At 63.6% G+C, this 25,850-nt stretch carries 21 protein-coding genes; 16 read left to right on the top strand and 5 right to left on the bottom strand.

Annotation, left to right across the window (positions count from 1 at the left end; translation table 11 throughout):
• Positions 1-182: 182 nt before the first annotated feature.
• Positions 183-1,853: an MFS transporter gene (locus tag C100_RS42000; protein WP_024021123.1), complete on the top strand. Its 1,671-nt coding sequence runs from the start codon at positions 183-185 to the stop codon at positions 1,851-1,853.
• A 33-nt stretch (positions 1,854-1,886) separates the two neighbouring features.
• On the opposite strand, the gene C100_RS41995 is transcribed toward C100_RS42000, so the two are convergent.
• Positions 1,887-2,744, bottom strand: coding sequence for an alpha/beta fold hydrolase (locus C100_RS41995; RefSeq protein ID WP_024021122.1), 858 nt, complete (start codon positions 2,742-2,744; stop codon positions 1,887-1,889).
• A 192-nt stretch (positions 2,745-2,936) separates the two neighbouring features.
• On the opposite strand from C100_RS41995, the gene C100_RS41990 reads away from it, so the two are divergent.
• The 5 genes from C100_RS41990 to C100_RS41970 all read left to right on the top strand — a co-directional run bounded on the left by C100_RS41990 (position 2,937) and on the right by C100_RS41970 (position 8,761).
• Positions 2,937-3,674, top strand: a complete 738-nt coding sequence (locus C100_RS41990) for an SDR family oxidoreductase (RefSeq protein ID WP_024021121.1) — start codon at positions 2,937-2,939, stop codon at positions 3,672-3,674.
• A gap of 139 nt (positions 3,675-3,813) precedes the next feature.
• A complete protein-coding gene (locus C100_RS41985) occupies positions 3,814-5,130 on the top strand; it encodes a cytochrome P450 (protein WP_024021120.1) in 1,317 nt (438 codons plus the stop codon).
• A 37-nt stretch (positions 5,131-5,167) separates the two neighbouring features.
• A complete protein-coding gene (locus C100_RS41980) occupies positions 5,168-6,022 on the top strand; it encodes an SDR family NAD(P)-dependent oxidoreductase (RefSeq protein WP_024021119.1) in 855 nt (284 codons plus the stop codon).
• 48 nt (positions 6,023-6,070) lie between these two features.
• Positions 6,071-7,048 carry an NAD(P)H-dependent flavin oxidoreductase gene (locus C100_RS41975; RefSeq protein ID WP_024021118.1) on the top strand — a complete coding sequence of 326 codons (978 nt, stop codon included), beginning with the start codon at positions 6,071-6,073 and terminating at the stop codon, positions 7,046-7,048.
• A 27-nt stretch (positions 7,049-7,075) separates the two neighbouring features.
• Positions 7,076-8,761 carry an FAD-dependent oxidoreductase gene (locus tag C100_RS41970; protein WP_024021117.1) on the top strand — a complete coding sequence of 562 codons (1,686 nt, stop codon included), beginning with the start codon at positions 7,076-7,078 and terminating at the stop codon, positions 8,759-8,761.
• Positions 8,762-9,006: 245 nt separating this feature from the next.
• Here the strand turns inward: C100_RS41970 and C100_RS41965 are convergent, their stop codons facing one another.
• A complete protein-coding gene (locus C100_RS41965; protein WP_024021116.1) occupies positions 9,007-9,987 on the bottom strand; it encodes an enoyl-CoA hydratase/isomerase family protein in 981 nt (326 codons plus the stop codon).
• 373 nt (positions 9,988-10,360) lie between these two features.
• Between C100_RS41965 and C100_RS0125160 the strand changes: the two genes are divergently transcribed.
• From C100_RS0125160 to C100_RS41960, 3 genes are read left to right on the top strand one after another with little or no spacing between them, the layout of a single operon-like run.
• Positions 10,361-11,542: a CaiB/BaiF CoA transferase family protein gene (locus C100_RS0125160; protein ID WP_031309993.1), complete on the top strand. Its 1,182-nt coding sequence runs from the start codon at positions 10,361-10,363 to the stop codon at positions 11,540-11,542.
• Positions 11,539-12,762 (top strand): CaiB/BaiF CoA transferase family protein, encoded by a 1,224-nt coding sequence (locus tag C100_RS0125155; RefSeq protein ID WP_052028345.1) that lies wholly within the window; start codon positions 11,539-11,541, stop codon positions 12,760-12,762. Before C100_RS0125160 ends, C100_RS0125155 begins: the two co-directional genes overlap by 4 nt.
• Before the next feature lie 56 nt (positions 12,763-12,818).
• On the top strand, positions 12,819-13,622 hold the full coding sequence (locus tag C100_RS41960; RefSeq protein WP_031309991.1) for an enoyl-CoA hydratase/isomerase family protein: 804 nt from the start codon (positions 12,819-12,821) through the stop codon (positions 13,620-13,622).
• Between the two features lie 19 nt (positions 13,623-13,641).
• Here the strand turns inward: C100_RS41960 and C100_RS41955 are convergent, their stop codons facing one another.
• Positions 13,642-14,445, bottom strand: a complete 804-nt coding sequence (locus C100_RS41955) for an enoyl-CoA hydratase/isomerase family protein (RefSeq protein ID WP_031309990.1) — start codon at positions 14,443-14,445, stop codon at positions 13,642-13,644.
• A gap of 58 nt (positions 14,446-14,503) precedes the next feature.
• On the bottom strand, positions 14,504-15,229 hold the full coding sequence (locus C100_RS0125150; protein ID WP_024021113.1) for a GntR family transcriptional regulator: 726 nt from the start codon (positions 15,227-15,229) through the stop codon (positions 14,504-14,506).
• Between the two features lie 270 nt (positions 15,230-15,499).
• On the opposite strand from C100_RS0125150, the gene C100_RS41950 reads away from it, so the two are divergent.
• The 5 genes from C100_RS41950 to C100_RS41930 are packed head-to-tail and all read left to right on the top strand — an operon-like array spanning position 15,500 to position 21,983.
• A complete protein-coding gene (locus tag C100_RS41950; protein WP_024021112.1) occupies positions 15,500-16,465 on the top strand; it encodes a 3-hydroxyacyl-CoA dehydrogenase NAD-binding domain-containing protein in 966 nt (321 codons plus the stop codon).
• Positions 16,462-17,232, top strand: a complete 771-nt coding sequence (locus C100_RS41945; RefSeq protein WP_024021111.1) for a crotonase/enoyl-CoA hydratase family protein — start codon at positions 16,462-16,464, stop codon at positions 17,230-17,232. Before C100_RS41950 ends, C100_RS41945 begins: the two co-directional genes overlap by 4 nt.
• Entirely contained in the window at positions 17,229-18,989 is a 1,761-nt protein-coding gene (locus C100_RS41940) for an acyl-CoA dehydrogenase (RefSeq protein WP_024021110.1), read from the top strand. The genes C100_RS41945 and C100_RS41940 overlap by 4 nt, the downstream gene beginning before the upstream one ends.
• Positions 18,990-19,005: 16 nt before the next feature.
• Positions 19,006-19,926, top strand: coding sequence for a 3-keto-5-aminohexanoate cleavage protein (locus tag C100_RS41935; RefSeq protein ID WP_031309987.1), 921 nt, complete (start codon positions 19,006-19,008; stop codon positions 19,924-19,926).
• Positions 19,926-21,983, top strand: a complete 2,058-nt coding sequence (locus C100_RS41930) for an acetate--CoA ligase family protein (RefSeq protein WP_024021108.1) — start codon at positions 19,926-19,928, stop codon at positions 21,981-21,983. The genes C100_RS41935 and C100_RS41930 overlap by 1 nt, the downstream gene beginning before the upstream one ends.
• An 88-nt stretch (positions 21,984-22,071) precedes the next feature.
• On the opposite strand, the gene C100_RS41925 is transcribed toward C100_RS41930, so the two are convergent.
• Positions 22,072-23,544 (bottom strand): AMP-binding protein, encoded by a 1,473-nt coding sequence (locus C100_RS41925; RefSeq protein ID WP_024021107.1) that lies wholly within the window; start codon positions 23,542-23,544, stop codon positions 22,072-22,074.
• 344 nt (positions 23,545-23,888) lie between these two features.
• Here C100_RS41925 and C100_RS41920 point away from each other — a divergent pair, with 344 nt between their 5' ends.
• Together C100_RS41920 and C100_RS41915 are read left to right on the top strand one after the other, a co-directional pair.
• On the top strand, positions 23,889-24,875 hold the full coding sequence (locus C100_RS41920) for a thiamine pyrophosphate-dependent dehydrogenase E1 component subunit alpha (protein WP_024021106.1): 987 nt from the start codon (positions 23,889-23,891) through the stop codon (positions 24,873-24,875).
• The coding region (locus C100_RS41915) for an alpha-ketoacid dehydrogenase subunit beta (protein ID WP_031309984.1) at positions 24,872-25,850 on the top strand (979 nt) is incomplete at its 3' end. The genes C100_RS41920 and C100_RS41915, both read left to right, overlap by 4 nt.

Below are 25,850 nucleotides of genomic sequence, written 5' to 3'. Positions count from 1 at the left end.
GCAGGCAAACATCGCCGCGTCGATCAGTGAAATGCGCGCCTTTCCTCCCGTCACGGCTGGGATAGAAACATTGTGCAGTAGCTGTCGCGCAGCCGTGCTCACGGCCGGTCGCGGCGCACAGCGCCCCCAATCGCCGCCGACGGGTTTTTTCGACGCGCGGCTCCGGCCCGATCGAGAAGATAATGACAGCACCGGCGCCCGCTCCATCCTCTGCCCGCCCCAGTCCCTTCGGTCCTCTGCGAGAGCCTGATTTCCGCCGCATCTGGGCAGCCAGCCTGCTGTCCAATTTCGGCTATCTGATCCTGGGCGTCGGCGCGGCGTGGCACATGACGCGCACGACCGGATCACCGACGCTGGTCGCGCTCGTTCAATCGGCGTTGATGCTTCCATTGATGCTGGTGTCGGTGCCCGCGGGGGCGATTGCCGACATGTTCGATCGGCGCAAGGTAGCGCTGACGGGCCTGGGCTTCGCCTGCATCTGCGCGACCACGCTGACATTGCTGACCATGTCCGGGCTGGAAAACGCGTTCATGCTCTTGGGCTTTTGCGTTCTGATCGGCGTTGGCGGCGCGCTTTACAGCCCTGCCTGGCAGGCATCGGTGCGCGAGCAGGTCAGCCCGGAGCATCTGCCTGCGGCGATCGGCCTGGCCTCGATCAGCTATAATATCGCGCGCAGCTTCGGCCCGGCGGTGGGCGGGCTGGTTGTCGCTGTTGCTGGGGCCGGCGCTGCCTTCGCCACCAATGCCCTGGGCTATCTGCCCCTGATCCTCGCCTTTTTCCTCTGGCGGCGTAAACCGGTGCCCTCGCGCCTGCCGCCTGAACGGCTGGACCGGGCGATCGCGGCTGGCGCGCGCTATGTCTTCAACGCGCCTTCGGTTCGTACGGTCATGCTCTGGGCGCTCTCCACTGGCGTTGGCACGGCATCGATCGCGGCCTTGTTGCCGATCATCGCGCGCGACATGGTCGGGGGCGGGGCGGGCACCTATGGCCTGCTGCTGGGTTGCCAGGGCGCCGGCGCGGTAGTCGGCGCACTCCTGCTGCCGGGCGCGCGTGAAAGATTTGGCGACCGGATGACGATCAGCCTCTGCGCGTTCGGCACGGGGGTTACGATCCTGACATTCGGGTTCAGCCATATGCTGTTGCTGGCGGCCGCTGCCATCGCCATTTTCGGCGCGGCGCAGATGGTCATGGTCTCCATCCTCAACCTCAGCGTCCAGATGTCGGTCCCGCGCTGGGTTACGGCGCGGGCTCTGTCCTGGTATCAGTCTGCACTGACAGGGGGCATCGCCGTCGGCGCCTGGCTTTGGGGCGATCTGGCGGGTTCATACGGCATCTCGGCGGCTATGACGATATCGGGCTGCGCCATGCTCGCGCTGCCGCTGCTGCATCTGCTCCTGCCGCTGCCGCGGATCGAACCGAACGAGATCGAACTGGTCGAACTGGCGCACACGCCTGAGGTCGCGCTGGCGCTGACGCCGCGCAGCGGGCCGATCGTCATAGAAGTCGATCATCATGTCGATCCGGCCACCGCACGCGAATTCTACATGGTGATGATGGACCTGCATCGCGCCAGGCGGCGCAACGGGGCGCGCAACCTGTCGCTCGCGCGCAACATCGCCGACCCGACGCTGTGGACCGAACGCTATCATTTCGCGACCTGGAACGATTATTTCCTGCATCGCGAGCGGCAGACCAAGTCCGACCTCGCGCTCCAGCAGCACGCCCGCAGCCTCACACTGGCAGGATCGGAAGCGGTGGTGCGCCGGATGCTGGAGCGGCCGTTCGGCTCTGTGCGCTGGCGTTCGGAAACGCCTGATCCGGGGGATGAGCCGATCCCCATATATGCGCCCTGATCGACCTCAGGCCGGGTCGGCGGAAAAGGGGCTTCAGGCCGCCGTGCTGGCGTCAAGCCGGCCGATAAAGTCGAACACCGCCGCGTTGAAGGCATCATTGTCGTCGCCCGCGACCATATGATCGGCATCGGCGACGTTGAAGAATTCGGCGTGCGGCACGAGTTCGAGAAATTCGCGCGCCCCTTTTTCCGTGACGATCCTGCTCTTTCCCCCACGCACCAGCAATGTGGGAATGGTAAGGGACTGCGCCGCTGCCTGGATCCGCGTCTGGTAGGATTCCTGTTCGCCCGACCTGCGGCCCATGGACAGGAAAGCCGGATCCCAGTGCCAATAATAGCGTCCATCGCGAAAGCGCAGATTCTTGGCCAGACCGTCTGTATTTTTGGGCCTGGGCCGATGGGGCAGATAGGCCGACACCGCATCGGCCGCTTCGTCCAGCGAAGCGAAACCCTGCTGGGCGCTCCCCATGAACGCCATCACTTCCTGCGATGCTTCCGGCTCGACCCGCGCGGTGATGTCGACCAGCACGAGCGCCCGCAGCGGGCTGTCCTGATCGGCCGCCAGCATGATGCCGGTCGATCCGCCCATCGAGGCCCCTACGAAAATCGGCTTGCTGCCGACCTGTTCGACCACGCGGCGCGCATCCTCGGCATAGCGGTCCAGACCATATTGTCCGTCGGGCGACCAGCCGCTGTCGCCATGACCGCGCGAATCGATGGCGATGGCGCGAAAGCCACGGCGGGCCGCCTCATCAATGGCCTTGCCCCAACTGTGCCGGGTCTGGCCCGCGCCGTGCAGGAACAGGATCGGCGGGCCGTCCGCCGGCCCCGATGCGCTGCCCACGATTTCGACGCCGGCGCCCTGAAAGACGATCCGTTCCTGTGTGCTCATTAAGCCTTCCTCGGGTGATCTCATTCCCATGCCTCTAGTGGATAAGATGGCGGCTGGGGCCGCATGCGGTAAAGCATCGGTCGCGCGATGGATGCCCGCATCGGGCCGCGGGCACAATGGTCGATGTTGCGATCTGCGTGCCCTCCGGCGCAAGGGACGAACAATGAATAGAGATTGAAGGAGAGGCGGACCATGTCCAAAAGGATCGTGATAACCGGCGCGGGCGCAGGGCTGGGGCGGGCGCTCGCCAGGGGTTTTGCCGCCGATGGGCATGATGTGGTGCTGCTCGGCCGCACGCTTTCAAAGGTGGAGGCGGTCGCAGCGGAGATTGGCGACCGCGCGCTGGCGCTGGGCTGCGATGTCGCTTCGCCAGACTCGATACGCGCGGCGTTCGCGAAGATCGCGGCCCGACATCAGGCGATCGACGTGCTCATCAACAACGCCGCCATCTATGCGCCCTTCACGATCGCCAGTGCGACCGATGAGCAGATCTTCGGCGGCATCACCACCAATCTCATCGGTCCGATGCTCTGTTCGCGCTCGGCCATCCCGATGATGACCAATGGCGGCCAGATCATCAACGTCAGCAGCGAATCGGTCGCGCTGCCTTTCCCGCATCTTTCCGTCTACCGCGCAGGCAAGGCGGGGCTCGAAATGTTTTCCGATGCGCTCCAGCTTGAAGTGGAAGGCGCTGGCATCAGTGTTACCTGCGTGCGCGCGGGGTCGATGCATGAGGAAGGCAAGCAGTGGGACATCGACCGCGATGCGGCCATGGCCTTCCATAGCGCGTCGGTCGAGGCAGGCCTTGACCTGCGCAACCGACCGATGAGCCATACCCAGTCGCCGGTCGATATCTTCCGGGCGATCATTGGCTTGCCGGCCGATCTTCGCATTGGCACGATCGCGCTTCATGCGCGAAAACAGGTCTGAAGACGCTTCTGCCGCTCTGGCGGCTGGGCAACGATATTGGCTGCCTCGACGACGACCGGTCGACAGCGAGGTGCGGGCGAGGCGGGATGATCATTCTTCTCCCTCGTCCGGGGCAACACGCAGATAGGGAAAGCAAGTCATGGAATCGACGCAGCTCAAATCGGCAGGGGCGGATCGTTGCCCCTTCCTCACCGAGGACGGCCATCTGAAGCCCGATGCGACCATGGCCGACCTCAACGTCCGCGCCAATCCCTGGCCCTTCTACGAAGCGATCCGCCGTGACAGCCCGGTCTATCACGATCCCAACATCGACATGTATCTTGTGTCGCGTTTCGAGGATTTGCAGAAGGTTCTGGCCGATCCGCTGACCTTCTCCGTCAAGCATGGCTATGCCGAGCAGAATGCGAAAGGTTTCCAGGCGGAGTTCCAGGAAATCCTGCGCACCCAGGGCGGTGGCTTCTTCCACGACGGCATCATGACCGACCCGCCGGAACATACCCGCATCCGCCGCCTGCTCGAAAAGGCCTTCACCGCTCACCGCGTCAAGCAACTGGAGCCCGACATCCGCGAAATCGCGGTGAACGTGATCGAAAAGGTCGCCGATCAAGGTCATGCCGACGGCGCTCAGGACATTTCCAACCCCTTCACGATCCGCGTGATCGCCAAGCAGCTGGGTTTCCACGACCTTGATCCCGACAAGATCGCGCAATGGTCGCTTGCCGCCGTCGCCCAGATCGGCCGGATGCAGGATCGCGAGCAGATGCTCGAAAATGCGCGGCTCTATTGCGAAATGCAGAACTATATCATCGACCGCATCAAGGAGCGTCAGGAGACGCCGGCCGAGGACATGATCTCGGACCTCGTGCACGCCCGTCTGGACGATGATCAGAATCCGACCCTCGAATTTGGCGAGATCGTCGCACTCGGCCGCGCCCTGCTGGTCGGCGGCAATGACACCACTTCGACGGGCCTGACCAATGTGTTGCGCGCCGTGGCGACGCGCCCCGAAGTCGCCGAGTTCCTCTATGCCAATTATGAGGACGACAAGGCGATGAACCGCTTCGTCGAAGAGATGCTGCGGCTGGAACCGCCGGTCCATGGCCTCTCGCGCATGACCACCCGCGAAGTCGAACTGGGCGGCACCGTCCTGCCCAAGGGTGCGCATATGCTGCTGCTCTATGCATCGGGAAATGACGATCCGGCCCAATTCCCTTGCCCGCGTGATTTCAACCCGGGCCGTGGCAATATCACCCGGCATGTCACATTCGGCAACGGCACCCACCGTTGCGTCGGCCTTGCCCTGGCGCGGATGGAGATCAAGGTCGCGGCGCAGGAAATCGGTCGCCGTCTCGTCGACATCAAGATGGCGGTGCCGATTGAGGAACTGACCTATTTCCCCACCGTCGCCACCCGGATGGTCGAAAATCTGCCGATCACCTTCAAGCGTCGCGCATAAACAGGAAGCGCGACGCGCGGCACGAAGGGGATTGAGCATGGATCAGCTGTTGAATGGGAAAGTCGCCGTCATCACCGGCGGCGCAAACGGACTCGGCCAGGCGACAGCGGAGCTGTTTGCGAAGGCCGGCGCCAAAGTGGTGATCGGCGACCTCGACGCCGCAGCGGGCGAGGCGGTGGCCAAGGGCATCGGCGAAACCTGCCGCTTCCAGCGGACCGACGTATCGAAGCCCGAGGAGTTGCAGGCGCTCTGCGATCTGGCGGTCAGTGCATTCGGCGGCCTCGACATCATGTGCAACAATGCCGCCGTGCCCAATCGCATGGTGCGCCTGCTCGACGATGATCTGGATGCCTTTGATCGGGTGTTCGACGTCAATGTCCGGGCGGTTATCCGGGGCACCCAGATCGCCGGCCGGTATATGCGCGACCATGGGGGCGGGGTGATCCTCAACACCTCCTCGATCGCGGGCATCGTCGCCAGCTTCGGCGTGACCTCCTATCGGGCGTCGAAGGCGGCGGTGATCCATGCATCGAAAAATGCCGCGATCGAACTGGCCGGCTACGGCATCCGCGTCAACTGTCTGGTCCCCGGCCAGATCGAGACCAAGCTGATCAAGGATGCGCTGGCCGCGAATACCGATCCGGTGCTGCTCGACAAGCTTGAAATGGCCATCCGCGAAGTGATGGATTCCTACCAGCCGCTGCGCCGACGCGGGATGCCAGAGGACGTCGCGCAGGCCGCCCTGTTCCTGGCCAGCGACAATGCGCGCTACATCACTGGCGTCGTTCTGCCCATCGACGGCGGCATCACGGCGGGCGACGCGCATAATTATATCGAAAAATTCGACGAAGCCCGACGGCGAGTCATGGCCGAAGCGGGCGTGTCCGAATGACCGGTGCCATGGCACCTCGGCTGGTCTGCTGCTGCGGGAGGCACTGACATGGGTTTGCACACATGTTTCACCGAAATGTTCGGCATCGAACATCCGGTCGTCCAGGGGGGTATGCAATGGGTCGGCCGGGCTGAACTGGCCTCTGCGGTCTCCAATGCCGGGGGGCTGGGCATATTGACGGCCCTCACGCAACCGACGCCCGACGACCTGCGGCGGGAAATCGACCGCTGCCGCGCGATGACTGACAAGCCCTTCGGTGTGAACCTGACGATCCTGCCGTCGGTCTCGCCGCCGCCCTATGCCGAATATCGCAAGGCGATTATCGACGGCGGCGTCAAGATTGTCGAGACGGCGGGCTACAAGCCGCAGGAGCATGTCGACGAATTCAAGGCCCACGGTATCAAGGTCATCCATAAATGCACGGCCGTCCGGCACGCGCTGTCGGCCGAGCGCATGGGCGTCGATGCGGTTTCGATCGACGGATTCGAAGCGGCGGGCCATCCCGGCGAGGATGATGTGCCGGCATTGGTGCTTGTGCCCGCCGCGGCGGACAAGCTGTCGATCCCGATGCTGGCAAGCGGCGGCTATGGCGATGCGCGCGGGCTGGTCGCGGCCCTGGCGTTGGGCGCTGACGGGATCAACATGGGCACCCGCTTTTGCGCCACGCGCGAAGCCCCGATCCACGATAGCATCAAACAGTTGCTGGTCGCCAATGACGAGCGCGCCACTAATCTGATCTTCCGGCAGTTTCGCAACACCGGGCGCGTCGCCAAGACGTCGGTGTCGGACCAGGTGGTTGAGATCGGCGCCCGGCCCGGTGCCGTTTTTGCCGATGTGCAGCCGCTCGTATCCGGTGCGCTCGGACGGCAGGCGCTGGAAACGGGCGACACGGAAGCCGGGCTGATCTGGGCAGGGCAGGTCCAGGGCCTCATCCATGACATTCCGACCTGCCGCGAATTGATCGACCGCATCATTTCGCAGGCTGAAGTCCTCATCCGCCAGCGCCTCGCCGGCTTCGTGAACTGACACGGCGATTTATTGGAGAGCAACGGCATGACCGACTGGAACGAAAGCTATGATTTCGTAGTCGTGGGCAGTGGCGGCGGCGGACTGTGCGCGGCGCTGGTGATGCGGCAGGCCGGCAAGTCGGTGCTGGTGCTCGAAAAGACCGATCAGCTTGGCGGCACAACCGCACGATCGGGCGGCGTCATGTGGATTCCAAACAATCCGCTGATGGCGCGCGCGGGGGAGCAGGACAGCCCCGAACTGGCGATGGCCTATCTCGACGCGCTGAACGAAGGCGTGGACGATGCGCCTGGCGCGAGCCGGCTGCGCCGACAAACCTATGTCAACGAAGCACCGCAGATGCTCGCCTTTCTCATGCGCAAGGGCATGAAATTCGGGCGCGCGCCATTCTGGCCGGATTATCATGACGAACTGCCCGGCGGGTCGAAATCCTCCCGCTCGGTAACTCCGGCCTTGTTCAACGCCAAGGAACTGGGCGCTTATTGTTCCAAGCTGCGACGGGGCCGTTTTGGCGGCATCCCCGCCACCAACGAAGAATTGATGAAGCTGCCCCAGCTCAAGCAAAGCTGGCGCGCCAAGCTGCTGCTGGCACGGATCGGCTGGCGCAAGGTCAGGGCGCGGCTCACCGGGCAGGACATCGTGGCCGCCGGTACCGCGCTTCAGGGACGGCTGTTGCAGATCGCGCTCAAGGCGGGCGTTCAGTTCCGTACCGACGCAGGCGTTGATCAATTGGTGGAGGACAAGGGCGCGATCATCGGCGTGGTGACGCAGAAGGACGGGCAGCCCTGGCGCATCGGTGCGCGGCTCGGTGTGCTGGTCGCAGCCGGCGGCTTCGCCCGCAACCAGGCGATGCGCGACCAGTATATTCCAGGCACGTCGGTTGCATGGACCATGGCCGGGCCTGGCGACACCGGCGAGATGATCGTCGAAATGCAGCGTCATGGCGCCGCAATCGCGCAGATGAACGAAATGGTCGGCCACCAGATCACCTTGCCCCCCGGCGAGGAACAGTCCGAGTTCAAGCCATCGGCCCAGCGGCTGACCGCAGCCCCTCACGCCATATTGGTCGATCAGTCGGGGCAGCGCTACATGAACGAGGGGGGGTCTTACCTCACCTATTGCCGGACGATGCTGGAGCGTAATCAGAGCGTCCCGGCCGTGCCGAGCTACGCCATTTTTGATGATCATGTCATGCGCAGCTACATGATCGGCAATGCTTTCCCCAGCGTGCCCAAGCCTGCATCCTGGACGAAGCAGGGCTATCTGGCCAAGGCTGACACGATCGAACAATTGGCGCGGACGCTCGGCATAGACCCCGCTGCGCTCAAGGCCACGGTCGCGCGTTTCAACGAACATGCCGCGCAGGGCCGCGACCCCGACTTCCATCGCGGCGAACGCGCCTATGACAATTTTCTGGGCGATCCCTTCTATCCCGGCAACGCCAGTCTTGGCCCGCTCGACACCGCGCCCTTCTATGCCGTGCCGGTCCTGCCGGGGGATGTCGGCACCTATGGCGGTGTGGTGACCGATGAATATGGGCGGGTTTTGCGCGCAGATGGCAGTGCTATTGTCGGGCTATACGCCACCGGCACGTCCACCGCGTCGGTCATGGGCCGCTCCTATGCGGGCGCGGGCAGCAGCGTCGGCCCATCCTTCGTCTTTGGCTATGTGGCGGCGAAACATGCCGCCAATATTGGCAATCAGGCGCTTTGAGCGACCCGCTCAGGGAAGAAGAACCGACGGCTTAAGCGGACGAGAAAGCCCGCAACCGATGCGCCGACCCTCATCGCGCCGGCCAGGGACGTTGGCAGCAAGCGCCCGACCGCGCCGGCGTTCGGAGCGCCTCATATTCTCATTGGATAGGTTATCGATCGACAAGACGGCGGCGACCCTGGCGCGGGGCCAGGGTCATCGCCGTCTGAATGTGGCCCGTCGCGCCGACGGGCCATACTTGTTGCTCAGGGCTTCTTGCGGTTGCCGCGCGACAGTCGCCATTCCGGCGGATATTGCATGTCGACATCCTTGACGCTGTTGTTGATACCGGCCTTAACGTCGTCGATCCCCAGATTGAGGTCGCCTTCGCGATCCGGCGTCATGTAACGCGTGACGCCTTCGACCAGGCCGGTCAGCACGCTGCCCATATATTCGCCGCGATACTGATTATACATTTCGAAGAAGACCTTCTGGACATGCACCGTGTCCGTTGGGCGGGTCACCGAACAGGCCTTGGCATATTTCTCGGCCTCGGCGGCGAGCTGGTCGCGCGGCACGACGCTGTTGAGAAAGCCGATCCGCTCCATCTCGTCCGCCGTGAAGGGGCGACCGGTAAACAGCATTTCCTTGAACTTGCGCACGCCCATCATCTCGGCCCAGGTCCACATGCGCGGACCCCAGCCGGCGTAGCGGAACGCGGCATGACCAAAGAGCGCATCGTCGGACGCTACCACCAGGTCGGCATCGGCCGCCTGATAAAAATGCCAGCCATAACAATAGCCCTGCACCTGCAGGATGCTGATCTTCTTGAATTCCTGCAACGGACGGTTGCCTGACCCGGCGCGCGCGAAGAAGTCGGTCATCGCGCCCAGATAGCGGAAGCTCTCCTGGGGCGGATAGGTGACCCGGCCATCGTCGGTGGTCAGTTCGTAGTTCAGGTCCACATCATCGCCCAGGCCGAACTGGTTCTGCATTTCCTCGATATCGGCGCCGGTGCCGAAATCCTTGCCGTTGGCGCGGACGACCAGCACCTTCACATCATCGTCAACGCCCGCTTCGAACACATAACGCGCATAGAGGCGGCGCATCCCGGAACCGGGCGCGTTCAGCTTGCCGGGACGATCGAGGGTCAGATAAGCGATTTTGTTTTCGACATCCTTTTCATAGTGAATGAACTGCTTGGCTTCTTCCAACAGCTTGTCGCTCTGCTTTTGTTTTTCGCTCATCCGTATCTCCTATCATTCGGTCATGTGCAGAAGGCCGGCCAGACCGGGACATGGTCTCCGTCTTCGCCGCAGGGCACTGGGGCAAGGCAGCCGAAGGGCCGCAGCGGTGATGTGCATCGCGCTACCGGCATAGGCCCGGCAAGCCTCGGCTGTCTCGCCATATTGCACCATTTGGCGCTTGCGTAGCCGCCAGGAGGATAAATTCGTCGGAGCGATGAATGAGGGCAGTCGCTGGATTTTGCGGCTATATTTCATGCAAAGCCGCAAGGAGGCATCACTGCCGTGGCAAAGTGTGCGCGAGGCACTGCGGTGCGCGCGGGCGCTGCCTGAAATCTATAGGATGAACCGCCCCGCTGCGAGGAGAATTGGGACAATGACGGCGCTGTCGAATATCCGGATCGTGGAGCTGTCGGGCGGGGTTGCCGGCGAATATTGCGGCAAGTTGCTGTCGGATTTCGGGGCAGAGGTGATCAAGGTCGAGCCGCCGCAGGGCAGCCCCGTTCGTGCGCTGCCGCCTTTTGCGGGCAATGACCGCGGCCCGGACGCCAGTGCGCTGTTTGCCTACCTCAACACGAACAAGCGCTCGATCGTGCTGGATTTGGAAAGCGATGGGGGCCGCGATGCATTGGCGCGGCTGGTGGCGCGGGCGGATGTTGTCATCGACGATCATGCCCCCGGCTGGCTCGAAACGGTGGGCATCAACCCGGATATGGTTGGCGCGAGCCATCCCGGCCTGACCCTGTGCACCATCACCCCTTATGGCCGCACCAACGCCAAGGCCGATGTCCCGGCCGAGGATTTGACCCTCTTCCATGCGGGCGGCTGGGGCTATCACACGCCCGGTGGCGTCGACCCCGCCAAGCCTCCGCTCAAGGGCGCCGGACGCTTCATCGTCAGCTACGAAGCGGGCATGGAAGCGGCGCTGTGCGTGTCGGCCGCACTCTTCGATCAGCACCGGTCGGGGCATGGGCGGGTGATCGATATTTCCAAACAGCGGGTGATGGCGTCTCGGCTCGATTATGTCCTGGCGCAAATGCTGGTCGGCGATATGGATGTCACCGAAGCCCGCGGCGCTTTCGACCTGGGCGGCCCGGCCTCGATCATGCCCTGCGCCGACGGGTTCGTGTATCTCTGGCTGTCCGATACCCGCATGTGGTGGGCGATGCATGATTTGATGGGCAAGCCCGACTGGATGCTCGAATTCCCCGAGGACTGGCTGCAAAAGGGCTGCACGCCCGAGCGGGTTGCGCTTAGCCGCCAATATTTCACCCAATGGCTCAAGACGCAAAACAAGCATGAGGTGGCGGCCGAAGGCCAGAAGCGCGGCATCATGGTCGTACCCATTAATACCGCCCCCGATCTCATGGACTCGCCACAATATCAGTTCCGGCAATTTTTTACCGAGCTTGACCACCCCGTCGTCGGCTCTGCCAGCTATCCAACCGTTCCCTATAGATTCAGCGCCACACCGGCGGTCCTCGCCGCCCCCGCGCCGAGCCTGGGACAGCATAGCAAGGCCATATTGGACAGCGTGACACAGGGAGCCGCGCAATGAGCGATCGCTCGATACCCTCTTACGTCCCGCGCGGCGGCCCGTTGCAGGGCGTGCGCGTGCTTGAACTGACCAAGGTCTGGGCCGGCCCCTTCGCGGGCAAGCTGCTCGCCTTTCTGGGCGCGCAGGTCATTCGTGTTGAAAGCGTCGAATCGCTCGACACGACCCGATCGATGACCGGTAAGGACTGGGACAATGCGCCGGGCTGGCAGGCGGTGAACCCGGAAAAGCTCAGCGTCCAGATCGACATCAAGAAGCCCGACGGCCGCGACCTGTTCCTGAAACTGGTCAAGCAGGCCGACATCGTGATCGAAAATATGCGCCCCGGCGCGATGGAGCGGTTGGGACTCAGCTATGATGCGTTGCGCCAGGTCAAACCCGACATCATCTGCATATCGATGGGCATGTACGGCAATGAAGGTCCGCTTGCCTATCAGACCGGCTATGCCCCGCTGTTCGCGGCGCTGGGCGGGGTCAGCGCGCTGGTCGGCTATGAGGGCGAACCCCCCGTCGGCATGAACATCCGCTATGGCGACTCAACTTCCGGCACGGCGTCGGCGTTCGCCGCGACGGTGGCGCTCAACCATCGGCAACGAACGGGTGAGGGGCAGTTTGTGGACATATCCTTCGTCGAAGTGCTCAGCACGATGATCAGCGACACGATTATGGACTATAGCGTCAATGGCGCGATCCCTGCCTGCGACGGCAACCGGCACAGCAACATGGCGCCGCACGGCGCCTATCGCTGCCGCGACGACGCCTGGATCGCTATTGCGATCCCGAGCGATGCCGCCTGGTCCGCCCTGACCGTGGCAATGGGTGATCCGGCGCTCGGGGAAGACGCAACGCTTGCCACACTGGAAAGGCGCCAGGCGCGGTGCGCGGACCTGGATGCGCGGATCGGCGCGTGGACGGCGGACAAGGATGCGAACGAACTGGCGCTCGCCCTGCAGGCGCTGGGCGTGCCCGCGGCCAAGAGCTTCAACTCCATCGAACTGACGACCGACGCCGACCTCTGGGCCGACGATTTCTATCCAGCGGTCACGGATCTCAATGGGGAACCCCGCACGATCGTCGGCCCGTCCTGGAAAATGTCCTCACCTGCCGAACTGACGCGCGGATCGCCGGCGTTGGGGCATGATAATGACTATGTGTTGGGCGAGATACTGGGTTATTCAGTCGAAGAACGTACCGCGCTGACGGAGGCGGGCATTACCTGCTGAGCCCCCATCACGATTCCGCAAGACGCTCCGCGCTACGTCGAATGAAAGGGATTATCATGTCCGACCAGCCATCGCCTTTTCTCTCGCTCGCCGTGGAGGCTGGCATCGCGATCCTGAGCCTTGACGCGCCGGACGAGCTGAATGCCATCACCATGGACCGCCATCGGGAGCTGGAGGCTGTGTGGCACGGCCTTGGCGAGCGGGAGGATGTGCGCGCGATCGTGCTGACCGGTACGGGGCGCGCCTTCTCGGCCGGTGGCGATCTGCGGAAAATGGCCGATGATGCTGGCACGGTGCAGGGATTGCGCAACGCATTGCGGTTGCCACGCGACGGCATGCGGCTGATCCGCGAGATGCTGGCGGTGCCACAACCGGTGGTGGCAGCGATCAACGGTGACGCGATCGGCCTGGGGCTGACGCTTGCGCTGATCGCGGACATCGGCGTGGTCGCGGAAGATGCGAAGCTGGGTGACACCCATGTGAAGGTCGGCCTGGTCGCAGGCGACGGTGGCGCGGTGATCTGGCCCGCCCTCGTCGGTATGCAGCGGGCCAAGAACTTCCTGTTGCGCGGCAAGCTGATGAGCGGAGCCGAAGCTGTAGCCAACGGCCTCTTCGCCGAAGCCTTGCCGCGCGAGGCAGTGCTTGATCGCGCCAAGACCATTGCCGCGGAAATGGCGGCGTTGCCCATCTGGGCAGTTCAACTTACCAAGGCATCGCTCAACAAACAGATCGAGCAGCAGCTCAACCTGGTGCTCGACACCTCGCTCGCATTCGAGGCGATGACGATGGTCACCCAGGATTATGCAGAAGCGACACGCGCTTTCGCCGACCGCCGCAAACCAGTCTACAAGGGCTATTAAGCAGCATGAGGCGGGCGCATCAGCGCCCGGTGAAATGGGGCTTGCGCTTCTCGAAGAAAGCCCGGCGCTTCTCGGCGGTGTCTTCCGTGGTCTGGCTCATGAAGATGGCCCGGCTTTCCAGCTCGATGGCCGCCTCAAGGCTGACCGCGGACTGGTTGATCCATAATGTCCGCTTGGTCAGCGCGATGCCGATCGGGCTGTTTTCCAGGATGGATTCGGCCAATGCGATGGCCTCGGCAGCGAGCTGTTCATCATCGACGGCACGCAGAACCAGCCCGATAGAAGCGGCTTCATCCGCCTGCACACGGCGGCCCGTCAGCATCAGTTCGGCGGCGCGCTGCGATCCTACGGCGCGCGACAACAGATAGCTGAAGCCGATTTCATGGCCAGTGCCCGAATTGTGGAAGGCGTTGACGAACTTGGCGGATCTGCCAGCCAGGCACAGATCGGCGGCCAAAGCGATCGCATAGCCCACGCCGGCAGCGGAACCGTTGACCGCAGCAATGACGGGTTGGGGCAGGCTGCGCATCAGCGGTGCGATCCGCCCCAATTTGTTGAGGATCGCGAAGGTGGCCTGCGCCTTGCCCTGTTCAGGCGCGACCCAGGCGGCGCTCCCGCCGTCGCGCAGGTCATGGCCAGCGCAAAAGGCCTTGCCGGCACCAGTCAAAATGATCGCGCGCACATCGGGTCGGAAGCTCGTTTCTTCAAGCAGGTCGATCAATTCCTGGTACATCGCCCAGGTGAAGGCATTGAGCGAGTCCGGTCGGTTGAGCGTGATCCGCAAAACCCCCGCCACAGGATAATCGGTCTCCAGATTGGCCACGCCGTTTCCTTTATTGATGATGCGCACGCCCTGTTGGGGGCACTGCGCTATGTGTCCGTCAGGAGCCGGTGTCGGCTTCGGCCTCTTCCGTTGCCTGGACCCCGGCAGGCGCGAGCCGTTGCGCCAGACGGCGCGCCGTGCCCCGGATATGCGCTTCCATCATGGCCCGCGCCAGTTTCTCGTCACCCGCCGCAATCGCGTCGATCAGCCGCTCATGCTCGGCATGGGCATCGACAAGGCCGGTAGAAAAGACCGGTTCCGATGCACCGGCAATATAGAAGTCCGACCGATCCCCCAGCATCTCCACAAGTTCCGTCATCGCCGGCGAACGGGTGATGCGGCGCAATTCAGCGTGGAGCTGGCGGTTGAGTACCCGATAAAGCCGATTCTGTTCTTCCTCGTCGCTTGCCAGGCTGAACAATTCGCTGATCTGGCGCGACAGCAGCCGCAACCGGGTAATGTCGCTCGGCGTTGCGCGCGATGCGGCGAGTTCCGCCACCAAGCCCTCGCAACCCGCGAATAGCTGGTAGAAATCACCAATTTCGGATTGGTCATATTGGCGCACACGGCTGCCGACCTGGGGCACGATTTCGATGAAACCTTCGGACGACAAGCGCTTGATAGCGTCCATCACCGGCTGCCGACTCATACCCAGTTCGCTTGCTACCGTCTCGATCGGCAGCCAATCGCCACCGACATAGCGGCCCTCCATGAGCTGCGTCTTGAGGTAGAGATAGGCCCGTTCAGCCAGACCTGTTCCGCGCGGGACGAACCACGATGTCACCTAGTTGCCATTCCCTTAGGTCTTTAAACAGTCCCTTCCTTAAACCAGTCCTGCGCATTTCGTCAAAGAAAGTTGCTACCATGCCACGCAATACGCCGTGGCGATGATCCTGCGCGCCTGTCCGACATGCGCGTTGACAGTGTCACGGCGCGGTCTAGATGGTTAAATGGTAGTATGTTCAAATCCTGAGCCTGGGCATATGTTCATCCCCAGATATCTGCCTGGCCGATGTCTTCAAATGCCGGGCCAGTTCGAAATGTTGTGAGTCCAATGACCGCTGCCCATTTTCTTTCCTTGTCTGCAATCCGCACTGTCGGACTGGTCGGCGCAGGCTCAGTCGGCAAGGGCTGGGCGGCGTTGCTGCTCGCTCGGGGCTATGACATCGCGGTGCATGACCCGGCCGCTGATCCGGCGCAGATCGGCGCCTTCATCACCCAGGCCTGGCCTGCTCTGCGCCGCCTGCATATCGCGACGACCGAACAGCCTGATCTGTCCCGCCTCAGCTTTTTCCCCGACCTCACGACTGCGGTCGCGGGCGCAGACCTGGTGTTTGAGAATGGACCGGAGTTGGTCTCTGCCAAGACCGACCTGATCGCCCGGATCGACGCGGCGCTCCCCGCCGACCGGTTGATCCTGTCGAGCAGCGGCGGCATCCGCCCGAGCTTGCTTCAGGCAGAGGCCGCCCATCCCGAACGCATTCTCGTCGCGCATCCGTTCAACCCGCCGCATCTCGTTCCCCTGGTGGAGATCGTCGGCGGCGAGCGCACCGACGCAGCCGCCACCATCCTCGCGCGTGATTTCATCGCGGGCCTGGGTAAGCGGCCGATCATACTCAAGCGCGAGATGGTCGGCCATCTAACCAACCGCATTCAGGCGGCCGTCCTGCGCGAGACTTTCCATTGCGTGCTGGAGGATGTCGCATCGCCGCAGGATATTGACGACGCGCTCCGCTTCGGTCTCGGGGTCCGCTGGGCGTTGATGGGAGGCATCATGACCTTCAATCTGGCGGGCGGGCCGGGCGGCGCCGCCCACACGCTCGACATGGCGCGTCGCGCCTATGCCGACTGGTGGGCGGACCTTGGCGACGTGACCCTGACGCCAGAGGTTGAGGAAAGACTGATTGAGGCTGCGAAAGCTGTCGAGATGGACCGGTCCACGCAGGACTGGATCGCCTGGCGTGACGAGGGTCTGGTCGACGTCATCGCATTGCAGAATGAAAGGATCGACAAGGCGTGAACGCTTCCCAAGCCCTTCTCCTGGAAAAACGCGGGCGCATCCTGATCGCCACGCTCAACCGACCCGACAAGCGCAACGCGCTGAACGAGGATCTGGCGCGCGCTTTCGAGGCGATGGCGACCGATCTCGACAAGGATGTCCGAGCCATCGTGCTGCATGGCGCGGGGGCAGGTTTTTGCGCGGGCCTGGACCTTTCCGAACAAAAGGAACGTGATCCGTTTGAGGTAGTGCAGATTTCCCGCCGCTGGCACGCGATCAAGGAACGGCTGCAATTTGGCGGTCCGCCGATCATTGCGGCATTGCATGGTCCCGTGATCGGCGGCGGGTTTGAGCTTGCCGCCACCACCCATGTGCGCGTTGCCGACAGCACCACCTTTTTCCAGCTGCCCGAGGGCAAGCGCGGCATCTTCATCGGCGGCGGCGGTTCGGTACGCATCGCCCGGCTGATCGGCGTGAGCCGTCTCACCGAACTGATGCTGACCGGCCGCCGGCTCGACGCCGACAGCGCCGAGCGTGCGGGCCTGATCCATTATGTGACAGAACCCGGTCAGGCGCTCGCCAAGGCCATAGAACTGGCGGAAACCATCGCCGGCAATGCGCCCATGGTGAATTATCTCATCACCCAGGCGCTGCCGCGTATAGCCGACATGTCCGCATCGGACGGACTGTTCACCGAAAGCATGGCGGCAGGCCTGTCGCAGACCTCGCCCGAGGCGCAGGCCGGGATGCGGGAATTTCTCGAGCGCAAGAAGGGCGGCCAGCCATGACCCGCTTTGATCCGGCGACGGAGGACTTCGTCTGGCTGCTTCGCCATGTCGTATCCACGCAGGACATATTGACCAGTGATGTCGATCTCGACACGCTGGAGCAAGTCATCGACACTGCGGCCAGTTTCATCGGTGATCGCATCGCGCCCATCAATGCCGCTTCGGAGGAGGTCGGCGTCAGCATGGTGGACGGCCGCGTCGTTACGCCGCCGGGCTGGCGGGGGGCGTGGCGCGAATGGGGAGAAGGCGGCTGGGCCGGTCTTGCGATGCCGGCCGACCATGGCGGGCAGGCCATGCCCTTCCTGGCGCAGGCGGTGGTCGCGACGATGCTGGGCGCGGCCGATGTCGCCTTCGCCATGGTGTCGGCATCTGCCCGCGGCGCTGCGTCCGTGTTGGCCGCTCATGGCAGCGATGCGCAAAAGGGCACTTGCCTCCCCCGTCTGGCGTCGGGGGAATGGACGGCGACGATCGTCATCACCGAACCGCAGGCGGGTTCCGATGTGGGCCTCATCCGCACCAAGGCCGTGCCACAGGCTGACGGCAGCCATGCGCTCAGCGGCACCAAGATTTTCATTTCCGGCGGCGATCATGATCTGAGCGAGCAGATATTGCACATCGTGCTCGCTCGCGTCGAAGGCGCTGCGCCGGGCGTCAAGGGATTGACCCTGTTCCTGGTGCCGAGCCGGCATTTCGACGCCGACGGGACGCTGGGCGACCATAATGGCGTGCGCGCGTCGCGCATTGAGGAAAAGATGGGCCTGCATGGCTCGGCCACCTGCGTCCTGGACCTGGAGGCGGCACAGGGTTTCCAGATCGGTGCGGAGGGGCAGGGGCTAGGCGCGCTGTTCGTCATGATGAACGAATTGCGGCTCGAAGTGGCGCTGAGCGCAGTTGGACTATGCGCCGGGGCGACCCGCCATGCGGAGGCCTATGCGCAGGAACGGCTGCAGGGCCGTGATCTCAGCGGCAAGGGGCCGGCAGCGATTTCCGGCCATCCCGACGTGCGCCGTATGCTCGACATCATGGCTGCGCTGACAGAGGGCGGCCGGGCGCTGATCCTGGAAGCCGCGCGGCTGGTGGACCTCGACCAGCATGGCGAGACGCCCGACATTCGCCGGGACGCCGCAGACCGGCTCGCCTGGCTGCTGCCCATCTGCAAGGCAGCGCTTTCCGACAATGCGCTGGATGTGACGAACCATGGCATCCAGATTCGGGGCGGCCATGGCTATGTCCGCGAATCCGGGGCAGAACAATTTTATCGCGATGCGCGCGTGTTGCCGATCTACGAAGGCGCCAACGGTATTCACGCCGGCGCGCTGGCGACGCGCGGCCTGCAAAAGGACGGCGGAGCAAGCGCACGCGCTTTCATCGACCTCATGCAGGCGGATGTCGATGCGACCGCAGGGGAGGCGGCCGTCCAGGCCATTCGCGCGTGTCTGGAAGACGGCATAGCCGGCTTCCGCGCGACGACCGAAATGCTGCTGACGCGTGCCGAGCAGGCGGAGGCCGTGCTGCTGGTCTCCTATGATTATATCACGCTTGCCGGGCGACTGGCGCTCGCCTGGATGTGGCTGCGCATGGCGGCCGCGGATGTGCCGGCCGATGATGCGCTGATCGGCCACAAACGGCGGATCGCCGCCTTTTACGCTCTGCATTACGGGCCGGAGATGGCGATGCTCGTCGCCCGGATCGCGGCCAAGATGAACGATATGAATGCCGGGCGGGCGGCCACCGCCACGCAGCCGGCGCTGGTTTGATGAAGGAGACGCGAATATGGCGCGCAAGGTAATCGTGACCATCGCCCCCACCGGGGGCATGGCGAAGAAATCACAAAATCCCAATCTGCCCACTCAGCCGGTGGAAATCGCCGAGGACGTCAAGCGCTGTTATGACGCGGGCGCCAGCATCGTGGCCGTCCATGCACGCCGGCCGGACGACGGCGCGACCTGCGACGCGGCCATCTATGGCGAAATCAACAGCCAGATCCGGGCGCGTTGCGACATCATCATCAACAATTCGACCGGTGGCGGCGTCGATGGCGACATGGTGGAGCAGGGCTCCAACGGCTATTGGGAAATCATGTGGGAGCAGCGGCTCAAGGGGCTGGAGGCGGGCGCCGAGATGTGCACCTTCGATTCCCACACCATCATCGCCAGCTTCGGCGGCAAGGAACTGCTGGTCCATACGTCGCCCAACCGCTGCCGCCAATTGGCCGAACTGATGCAGGAAAAGGGTATCAAGCCCGAATGGGAAGTGTTCAGCCCGCCGCATATCATGCAGGACGCGACCACCCTGATCAACGAGGGCTTTGACCCCGCGCCGCACTATTTCAATATCGTGCTGAACGCGCACAAGGCATTTCAGGATGGCATGCCCTATACGCCCAAAATCCTGCAGATGATGGTCGACCTGCTGCCCAAGGACGCGGTCTGGTGCACCAGCGGTATCGGCCCGGCCCAACTGCCTCTTGCCGTCAATACGCTGCTGCTGGGCGGTCATGTCCGCGTTGGTCTGGAAGACAGCCTCTATTATTCGCATGGCGTACTCGCCTCCAACGTGCAACTGGTCGAGCGGATCGTGCGGATCATGCGCGAAATGGATATGGAGCCGGCGACGGCCGCGGAAGCGCGCGACATGATCGGCCTGCCGCAACTCACCGTCTCCGCGCCTGCCGCTGCCGGACAGGCCGCCTGATGAGCGACGCATCGCGCGCCGCCCAGCTTCGGCGGCTGCTGTTCCCACAATCGATCGCGGTTGTCGGCGCCTCCGCCGAATTTCAAAAGGCGGGCTCGCAGCTCGTCCATGCGCTGCGCGATTTCCCTGGGGCGCTCTATCCGATCAACCGGAAAACGACCGAGATTCAGGGTTTCAAAGCCTATCCGGACCTCGTCAGCCTGCCTGAAGCACCCGATCTGGTCGCGGTGGCGGTACCCGCCGGCGCGACGCCGATGGTGATCGAGGAAGCGGCCCGCGCCCGCGCGGGCGGCGCGTTGGTGGTGGGGGGCGGCTTTGCCGAATCCGGTGATGCCGGGGCAGCGCTCCAGTCGGCCTCGCTCGCGGCCGCGCTGGACGGGGGCGTCCGGCTGCTCGGCCCCAACACCTCGGGCTATTTCAGCCCTGCTGCGGGCCGCTATGTCACCTTCGCGCCGGGCACGGAGACCATTCGTGCCGGCTCGGTGGCGGTCGTCGCTCAATCGGGCGGCGTCAATCTGACCTTGTCCTTCATGCTCTCGCGCGCCGGATTGGGCGTCAGCCTGGCGGTAGGACTTGGCAATGCGTGCGACGTTGGCGCATCTGACATTCTGCCACTGCTGGCGGACGATCCCGACACCTCGGTCATCGCGCTGCACCTGGAAGGTGTGACCTTCGGACGGCAGCTTTACGATACGCTGCGCGCGGTGACCCCACGCAAGCCGGTTGTCGTGCTGACGGTGGGCCGCGCCGACAGCAGCGCTTTTGCCGAATCCCATACCGGCGCCCTGCTGGGCAGCTTCGACCTCAAGGTCGCGGCGTTGCGGCAGGCCGGCGCGGTGGTGGTCGATTCCACCGACAGCCTGGTCGCCGCTTGCGCCGGCCTCAGCCGACGTCGCCTGCCGGCCAAGGCCGATCCCGGCGTCGCGCTCATGACCGCGCAGGCCGGGCCGGGGCTCCTCATCGTCGACAATCTGCGCGCAGCCGGCGTCAGCGTACCGGACCTGACCGATGCGTCGGTCCAGCATATCGAAACGCTGCTTCCGCCCATCACCTATATGCGTAATCCGGTGGATACCGGCCGCCCGTCGCCCGCTTTCCCTGAGATTCTCGGCACAGTCGCAACCGACCCCAATGTCGATCTTCTGTGCGTATGGGCGCTCAACGAACCCGAAGTGCTTGATCCGGCACAGGCGCTCGCTGCCGCGGCGTCGGACAAGCCGCTGCTGTTCGGCGGCATCGGCGCGGCCGGTGCTTTCGATGAGGTGATCGAGCAGGTCAATGCCGCAGGCTTTGCCGCGCTCGCCTCGCCCGAACAGCTGGTGACAGCCGCACGCGCGATGGTGGAGGATGCGCGCGCGCAATATGCTGCGCAGCATGACGCGCGGCAGGAGGGTGACGCCGCGGCTCCCGTCGACCTCCCCGATACTATAGACGAAGCTGCTGCCAAGGCGATCCTCGGCGATCTTGGCATCCGCAGTCCCGCCCGCATCCTGTGCGCCACCCGTGCGGACGCGCACGCCGCACGCGCGCAGATCGGCGGCAGGATCGTGATCAAAGTGATCGACGCCGCGATCCTCCACAAAACCGAAGCGGGAGGTGTCCATGTCGGTGTCGCGGATGCTGACGCACTCGACCGCGCGCTCGATTGCATCGATGCGATTCCCGGACCGCAGCGCGCCTATCTGGTCGAGGAAATGGCGCCGCCGGGCCTTGAACTGATTGTCGGCGCGGTGCGCGATCCCAGCTTCGGCCCCGCGATCATCGTTGGTCTGGGCGGGGTCGCCGCAGAAGCGATGCAGGATGTCAGCCGTCGCCTCTCACCAATCACTGCGCAAGACGCCCATGCCATGTTGGACGAATTGCGGGGCAAGGCGCTGCTGGATGGCTGGCGCGGCGCACCGGCCATCGACAGGCAGGCGATCGTCGATGTGCTGGTGACCCTCGCTCGCTTCATCGCTGACAATCCAGCGGTCAGCGAAGTCGAGATCAACCCGCTACGGGCCTATCCAGACGGCTGCCTGGCGCTCGATGCCCTTTTGGTGTCGCGAAAGGTTTGATCGGTTCGAAGGCTGTTCGGGAACGAGGCAAGATCGCTTTGGTCCGGGACAGCCTTCAGGCCTGTCGCAATGACAAAGTTGCGGATTTCTATCGACCCTGCATCAACCTGGCGCGCAGCAGGTCCTTGCGGATTTTGCCTGAGCCGGTGCGGGGCAGGTCATCGGTGAAACTGACATGTTTGGGCAACTTGTAGCGTGCGATCCGTTCGCTCAGGAAGCTCAATATCACGGTCTTGTCGATCGCCTCGCCGATTATCACCATGTGACCGACCTCGCCCCATCGCTCATCGGGCACACCGACAACCGCTACATCGCCCACGCCGGGAAAATGCGACATCACATTCTCGATCTCGGCCGGATAGACATTCTCGCCGCCTGAAATGAACATGTCCTTTTTGCGGTCGACAATTTCATAATAGCCATTCCGCAGCACCGCGACGTCGCCGGTCCGCAACCAGCCATCCTCGGTAAACACGGCGGCCGTTTGTTCGGGCCGACGCCAATAGCCCGCAAAGACATTGTCGCCCTTCAACAGCACCTCGCCGGGCAATCCATCGGGACAGTCCCGGCCCTCGTCATCGACCAGCCGCGATCGTATGCTAGGCGTACCCAGCCCCACCGCGAGCGGATGCCGGCGGATCGTTTCGATGTCGATCGGCATCATGAACACCGATCCCGCTTCGCTCAATCCATAGGCGCTGATCACCGGCACGCCATCGTCGAGCCAGGCATTAAGTTCGGCCTGCGGATGTGGCGCTCCCCCACTGAACAATGCCGTCAGCCGGCGGAACGCAGCCGGGTTGAAATCCGGCTGGCGCCGCAGGATGGAGGACATTTGCGGCACGCAAAAATAATGAGTCACGGCCAGATCCGGGTCGGCGATGCGCCCCAGCGTGCGCTGTGCGTCGAAACCGTCGGAGATGATGACGGCACCGCCCGTCAGGAAAGGCGGCCGCACACTCGATGCGATGCCGATGATATGGAACATGGGCGAATCGACCAGATAGCGACTGTTGCGATCGACACGCTGGAAAAGGCTGGAATTGAGGCCCAGTTCGTTGAGATTGCGTTCGGTGATCATCGCGCCCTTGGGCTGGCCCGACGTTCCCGACGTATAAAGGATGAGCGAGACGCGATCTGGATCGAGCGAAACCGTCGCGAGAGGCGTTGCTGCAGCACAAGCCGCGACAAACACGTCCATCGCGACGCCGGGAAGGCCCGCCTTGGCAAGTTCACCATCACCCACCAGCAGGGCAGGCTCCACATCATCCACGATCTCGGTCAGCTCACGTGGCGAGAGGCGCCAGTTCAGCGGAACATAGATGGCGCCGACGCGGCTGCACGCAAAGTGCAGGATCAGCAGTTCGGCGCGGTTGGCAGCCAGCGCGGCGACCCGGTCTCCCGGCTTCACCTTCCACTCTTCCATCAGCGCGTGCGCGCACCGCCTGATCGCATCGTCCAACGCCGCATATGTCCAGCGGCGGTCGGAAAATATCTCGATCAAGGCAAGCCGTTGCGGATCGAACCGCGCATGAAACGCTACGGAATCGACAGGCTGCACGATATGTCCCCAGTTATCCTCAAAAACCCGTCATCGGCAGTTGCCGACCCTCCCCTGACGCCTGTGGCGCTAGGTTTCGCAAGCTATGCTCGCGGACCTCTATGGTCTCATTTGGCGGTGCCCGTGTCGCAAAGGCAAGCGATGACATGGCCGCCCTCTTCGTATCGCCACGACGATGATCTGGAAGGCGATTGCGGCTATGCCGCATTACGCCCTATCACGGCTGGAGCAAGGGCGGGGCGGGCGCGTTCCGTCCTGCCACGAGCGCGGTGAACAAGGGGAAGTCCCGTTTTCTCCGGGGGCCGCGCACCGCTAATATGGCAGATTATGAGGCTGGAGCCGTCATGCAGAACAGCTATGTGCCCTCGGGCGAAACCTTGCTGGAAATGTACCGCAAGGTAGTGCTCATCAACAAGAATGACGAACATTCGCATCGCGTGATCAAGGCGGGGCGGATCGCCGCACCTTATTATTCCCCGCGGGGGCAGGAGATCATCCCGGCGGCCATGTCGGTAAATCTGACTACGCAGGATTATATCTGCACCATCTATCGCGGCACCCACGACATGATAGCCAAGGGCGTGCCGCTCAAGGCGCTTTGGGCGGAGGTTGCCGGCCGCATCACCGGCACCAGCAAGGGCAAGGGCGGGCCGATGCACATCACCCATCCCGAATCCGGCTGCATGGTGACGACGGGCGTGGTCGGTTCATCCATGCCGATCGCCAATGGCTTGGCCTGGGCGGCGCAGCTCAGCGGCGATGGCCGTGTCGCGGTCGCCAATTTCGGGGATGGCGCTTCGAATATCGGGGCTTTCCACGAATCGCTCAACATGGCCTCGCTCTGGAAGTTGCCCGTCATCTTCCTCTGCCAGAACAACCAATATGCTGAGCATACCCGCTACGAAAAGTCGACGTCCGTCGCCCGCATCTCCGATCGCGCGGCCGCTTATGCGATGCACGGCATCCATGTCGACGGGAACGACCCGGTTGCGATGTACGCCGCCGCGCGCGAGGCAGTGGAGCGCGCCCGGAGCGGGCAGGGGCCGACATTGATCGAAGCCGTCACCTTCCGGTTCAAGGGCCATCTGCTGGGCGACAATGACGGCTACATGGACAAGGAGCAGAAAAAGGCGGCCATGGCGGTTGATCCGGTGCCCCGTTTCCGTGCGAAGCTGTTGGCGGACGGCATTGCAAGCGAGGAGCAGCTGGCGCAGATCGAAGCGGATGCGGATCGCGAGATCACCGAAGCCATCGATTATGCGCTGGATAGCGCGTGGCCCGAATTTGATGAGCTGCGCAAGGATGTCTATGCAGATGAGGTGCCGGCATGAGCGGAGATATTGCGGCCATGATGAACCTGGAAGCGATCAACAAGGCGCTGGCTGACGCCATGGAAGCCGATCCCAAGGTGCTGCTGCTGGGTGAGGATGTCGCCGATCCTGAGGAAGGCGGCGTCTGCGGGGTCACGCGCGGACTTTCGAGTCGGTTCGGCGATCACCGCGTGCGATCCACGCCGATCGCGGAGCAGGCGATCATCGGCGCGGCCATCGGCGCTTCGCTGGCAGGCTATCGTCCGGTCGCGGAGATCATGCTGATGAACTTCACGACCGTGGCGATGGACATGATCATCAATCATGCCGCAAAGCTGCGCTTCATGTCGGGCGGCCAGACCAATGTGCCGATCACCATCCGGATGATGACCGGCACCGGCTTTGCATCGGGCGGCCAGCATAGCGACTATCTGGAAGCCTGGTTCGCCCATACCCCCGGCCTCAAGGTCGTGGCTCCGGCCTTCCCGGAAGATTATTACGGTTTGCTGCGCGGCTGCATCGAAGATGATGATCCCTGTCTCTTCGTCGAAAACGGACCGAGTTACTGGACCAAGAATGCGGTTTCGGGCGAGCTCAAGACCATTCCGCTGGGCAAGGCTGCAATCCGGCGCGAAGGCAGCGACATCACCATAGTCAGCTATTCGCGCGTCCTGTTCGAGGCGCTGGCCGCCGCGGACAAGCTGGCCGAGGAGGGCATTTCGGCTGAGGTGATCGACCTTCGCACCATTTCCCCTTGGGACCGTGAGACGGTGCTGGCGTCCGCGCGCAAAACCGGGCGATTGCTGCTGGTGCATGAAGCGGTCAAGCAGTTCGGCGTTGGCGCGGAAATCGCCGCCGTTGCCCAGCAGGAACTATGGGGCGTTCTGAAGGCGCCGGTTGCGCGGCTGGGCGGCGCCTATGCGCCCGTGCCGTTCAGCAAGCCTTTGGAAGACGCCTATGCGCCGCGCACCGACGACATCGTCGCGGCGGCCCGCC

The sequence above is a fragment of the Sphingobium sp. C100 genome (assembly GCF_000508185.1).
Classification (GTDB): domain Bacteria; phylum Pseudomonadota; class Alphaproteobacteria; order Sphingomonadales; family Sphingomonadaceae; genus Sphingobium.
The sequence above is the reverse complement of the archived record's forward strand: the minus strand, read 5'-3'. Positions and strand labels throughout refer to the sequence as shown.